Annotated in this window: 1 protein-coding gene; it reads right to left on the reverse strand. The window is 68.0% G+C overall.

Annotation, left to right across the window (positions count from 1 at the left end; genetic code table 11):
* Positions 1-714: amidase family protein (locus tag ACYVDE_RS24660; protein ID WP_460504162.1), on the reverse strand; the 714-nt coding region annotated here is incomplete at its 3' end.
* Positions 715-841: the final 127 nt, after the last annotated feature.

The following is an 841-nucleotide window of genomic DNA, read 5'->3' on the forward strand; positions in this document are numbered from 1 at the left end:
GAGCTTGGCCACGAGCACCGCGCCGGCCGCGCGCAGGCGCTCCACCACGGCCGCGTCCTCGTCCAGCACTTGCTCCTTGTAGGGCACCGCGCCCCAGGTGGTCTTGTAGCCCTTCGCGCTGAACAAGTCCTTCACCCCAAACGGAATGCCGTGCAGCGGCCCGCGATATTTGCCGGCCTGAATCTCCGCATCGGCCTGCCGGGCCTGCTGGTAGGCCAGGTCCTCGGTGAGGGTAATGACGCAGTGCAGCCGCGGGTCGTACTTCTTCAGGCGCGTGAGGCAGAAGCGCGTGAGGTCTTCGGAGGTAATTAGCCGGGTGCGCAGCAGCTCGCCCAGCTGCCGCACGGTATAAAAGGCCAGTTCGTCGCGGTTCGCGGGCAGCTTCACTTTGCCGGTTTCGGGCAGGTGGCCGGCACTGCCGCCGCTGCTGAGCTGCGTTTGCCGCAGGCGCAGCGGGCGCGGGTCGAAGCCCACGGCCGGGGCCACGCTGTTGGGCAGGTCGACTTTACGCAGGGCCTCGTAGCTGTCGCGGTAGCCGCTCAGGTTGCGGCGAGTCGAGTCGAGCTGCGCGTCGGTAAAATTCAGCCCGAATAACTGCTGGGCCGCGCGCAGCATGGGCACCGTTATTTCGTCGGGGGCGGTGGGGCGGGCCACGAAGGCCCCGGCAGCGAAACACGCCGTGCCGAGGAGGAGGGCAGGTAAAAGTTTTTTCATGAGCAGAGCAACGGCCGCAGCGGGGGGGCGCGGCAGCAAATTAGCGCCCGCTCGCCGAAGCTACCGGCACTGCCTCGGCCCACAGCCGCGCCAGCTCCCGTGCTTCGTGCTGCCAGCTGAGCAGGGG

It is taken from the genome of Hymenobacter agri (assembly GCF_054778495.1).